The following is a 3554-nucleotide window of genomic DNA, read 5'->3' as shown; positions in this document are numbered from 1 at the left end:
AAGCGGGACGGCACCATCGAATGCCACCCGTGAACCAGTTGGCCTTCAACGACCATCAATTCGTCACTGCTCCGTTTCGTTCATCCGTTCACGCAGCAGTTTCAAGGCGGTGGAGAAGATTTCGACGTCGGGTGCGAGCTCGGCGGCTCGCTGCAATTGCTTTTCCGCTGCCGGCAAATCACCGGACAAGTACAATGCCAAACCGTATCGGTACTGAACGTCGGCGTTTTCAGAAGCCAACTTGGCGTCTCGCCCCAACAAAGGCAGTTCATCCAGGCGAAGCTGGTTGGCTTTCTCAGAGGCCTGCTTCATCAACGCATCGAGCGTTCCGCTGCCACCAAACAATTGCACAATCGCTGACTGAGCCGCTCGAGACTGACCAGCGGCAGCCACCAATTGATCCAGCATCGCGGCGTAATTCGTCCGTGGACCGGACATTTCCGGCTGAACCCGAATCGCGTTCTCATAGGACTGCACCGCTTCCAAGTAGTCCCCACGTTGCTCACTGAGTGAGGCCCACGCCATGTGAGCACCAGCTCGATCCGAAGCCACCATCAGCTCCTCTTTGATCGCATCGATCGCTGCATCGGCCTGCTTCTGCCGGGTTCCCGAAAGAGTCTGATAGCCGCCCGACGAAACCAATGCCTTGGTCGCTTCGCTGCGAACCAACCGAGAAGGATCCTTCAACAGTGGCGTCAAAATTTTCACCGCGTCCGATGGACTGCTTGCTCCCATCACGCGCGCCGCCGTCGCCCGAAGAATCGGATGTTCATTCGGATCCTTCAGCACCGTTTTCGCAGCGGAGATCGCCTCTCGGCCACGACCGTTTTGAAGCAATTCATCCAGCGTTGTCGCACGAGCCAGCACCGGAGCGATCTCGGGCGGCTGTGTCACGTACCGCAGTGCTTTGGAAACGATGGCAGAGTCGCCCGTTCGCAGTCCCGCCAAGATCTCGCCATAGTGCGCCGGAGTCTGACGGTTATCGCCATACCACTTCTCACAAGCTTCGTCGCACCACTGATCCGTTTTCGAGATTGCTTCGGCAATCTCCTCGTCGCCTTCCGAAGCGGCCAATAGCCAATCCTGGTACAGCGTCAGCGAGTCTCGTTTGTCCGCGGAGATGCTTTCAAGCTGATCCTTCACATGGCAACTGCTGCATGCGTTCGGCGTCCCGATGGAAACGGACAAATCCGGCCGGGGAACTCGCAAGCTATGGTCGCGGCGTGGATCGACTTCCATGTAAGTCGTGTGAGGCATGTGGCAATTCACGCACTTCGCACCTTCCGATCCCACCGCATGGTGATGGTGCGATGGCACGTCGTATTTCCCCGCTGCGTGCTGATGGCAAGAGGTGCAGGTTTCGTTACCAGGATGCTTGAGCTCCAAAGAGTGCGGGTCATGACAGTCCGTGCATCGGATTCCCTTGTGGAACATCTTGCTCTGCACAAACGATCCATACACATAGACTTCGTCTTTGATCTGGCCATCGTCATGGTACGTGTCACCGCGAAGTAGTTCCAAATTGAAGTGACTGCAAAACGGATCGCCCGCTTGATAGTCCGCGTCCAACACACTGCGTCGACTATGGCACGGCGCACACGCTTCCAATTGCCCGGTTGGATCTTCGCCTTTCAGTTTGGCCAGCCCATACCCATGGTGCCGATCCCAGAACAACGAATTCCCACGCGCCATCTCAACATGCAGACTGGCGGGGCCGTGGCAGGCTTCGCAACTGACATCCATCTCAGAAAACGTCGTGTGATAAGTCAGGGTCCCGACGTCATGATTTGTCTTCAGATTGGTGGAGTGACAATCGGCGCACATCGTTTGCCATCGTTGGGCCACGCCCGTCCAGTGCAATGGATCGCCGGGTTCGAGCTTTTCAGGCACGTCCGGCGGACGCAAATAGAACCACTCTTTTCGATTCGTGTCCCAACTGATCCGCAGAACTTGCAAACGTCCGATCTCATCCTCACTCGCCTTCGGATCGCGATCAAACTCGACCATGTATTGCTGCAGCGGGTCGACTCCGAACACATACTTCACCTCGAAATCCTGCATCTCACCATCCGGACCTTCGGTGTGGATCATGAACCGTTCACCGTCACGAAACAGCCGGTTTTGCAATCCATCATGCTCGAAGATCACGTCGTTGAAATCGCCCAGCACGGTTTCATCCGTTGCCACGTCCATGGCCAAATCATGATGAGAACCTTGAAAGGCTAGCGACTCCGTTTGGTGACACTCGACGCAGGCATCTCGTCCGACGTAAGTGGCCACGGCGGACTCAGGCAGTCCCGTGAAGTAGTCCGCCGCAACCGCGCCAGCGATCAACACGACCACAGAAACGAAGACCAGCGTCAACGGTCGCTTGAGTTGATTTCGAAGGGCGAGCAACATGAAGGCCGAACAGGGAAGGAAAGGGGAGGGTGGGGCAGGACAGATCAAACCAACCGACAAGCGATTCGGTCCCTGGCGAGGCGGGATCTTTGAGTTTACTCGCGGGAGGCTTCCAAACCACTCTTCATCAGCTCAACCGCACGCAACCGCATCTGGTAAACCAAACTCTCGACTGGCAACATTTCGACCGACGGCTTGGCGAGATCGTCGTGGGTGACAATTCGCGGGGTCCGATCGGCTGCCTTGGAAGGAGTCGCCCTCTCCAATCTTCGTGCGGTCGCCAACAATTGTTCAGCCAAACGAAACGAGGCAGCAGGACCGGACAAGGGACCGACATCATTCTTGCCAGCTCCAGAGGCCTTTGACCGCTGATCAGCCGGATCCGAAAGCGGATCGATTTCGGAATCCAAGACCGACCCATCCAACACGCTGCCACGCTTTTCAATGATGCTCAACACGTCATCCAGCATCCCATCGCCCGTTGGTGCGGGAGCGTCGCCCTGAAGAGCTTTCTGGATCTTTTCTGCCGCTTCACCAGAAGGCGGAGCAACTGGCGCCTTGATCACAGGCAGCTCCACTTTTTCCAAATCACCGACGGGAGGCTGCGCGATCGCCAACGTTGCGACCAAGCTCAACACCAGCGCAGGAGCAAACCGGCGCCACACGCCCTGCGTTCCTGTGAAGACGCGTCGACCGAATGATTCGGTGCAAAACCGTTTTTTCATTGATTCATCCGTTAATCGACTCATCGGGTTCCATCCGGTTCGGACGGCGGGGTTTTCCGGCTGGGCATTTGAGCAGGTGGCACGGCGACAATCCGGCCGCCTCCTGGTGTGCTGGCGGATACCAATCGAGATGCTGCCGCAGCACGACGGCGGAGCGGAGCCAAGGCTCGATCCGCATGCATTGTGACATCTGACAGCAACGCGTCCACTCGATTTCGAAGCACCCCCGAGGCGGCCAGTGCCGGAATCGCCACCAGCAAACCACCGACCGTTGTCACCAGTGCTTGATAGATTCCTTCCGCCAAATCTCCCGCCCCCGCCGCACCGCGAGTGGCAGCGACTTGGCGAAACGCGAAAATCATTCCGGTCACCGTCCCCAGCAACCCAACCATCGGAGCCAGGTTGGCAATCATCGCCAGATAATCGATC

Annotated in this window: 3 protein-coding genes; all 3 read right to left on the bottom strand. The window is 57.4% G+C overall.

Annotated elements, in window-relative coordinates:
* Positions 1-63 precede the first annotated feature (63 nt).
* Complete coding sequence (locus ACF8AM_RS19350; protein WP_392557228.1) at positions 64-2400, bottom strand: HEAT repeat domain-containing protein; 2337 nt, start codon at positions 2398-2400, stop codon at positions 64-66.
* A 95-nt stretch (positions 2401-2495) separates the two neighbouring features.
* The gene (locus ACF8AM_RS19345) at positions 2496-3149 is read right to left on the bottom strand and encodes a hypothetical protein (RefSeq protein WP_392557227.1); all 654 of its coding nucleotides are present in this window, start codon (positions 3147-3149) and stop codon (positions 2496-2498) included.
* Positions 3146-3554 (bottom strand): MotA/TolQ/ExbB proton channel family protein (locus ACF8AM_RS19340; protein ID WP_392557226.1); only part of this gene is annotated, 409 nt, incomplete at its 5' end. The genes ACF8AM_RS19345 and ACF8AM_RS19340, both read right to left, overlap by 4 nt.

This window comes from Rhodopirellula sp. JB055 (assembly GCF_043100905.1).
Lineage (GTDB): Bacteria > Planctomycetota > Planctomycetia > Pirellulales > Pirellulaceae > Rhodopirellula.
The sequence above is the reverse complement of the archived record's forward strand: the minus strand, read 5'-3'. Positions and strand labels throughout refer to the sequence as shown.

What these genes read in the sequence shown, in the direction of transcription:
- ACF8AM_RS19350 (WP_392557228.1), bottom strand. Translation starts at nt 2,400, where the DNA reads ATGTTGCTCGCCCTTCGAAATCAACTCAAGCGACCGTTGACGCTGGTC.
- ACF8AM_RS19345 (WP_392557227.1), bottom strand. Translation starts at nt 3,149, where the DNA reads ATGAGTCGATTAACGGATGAATCAATGAAAAAACGGTTTTGCACCGAA.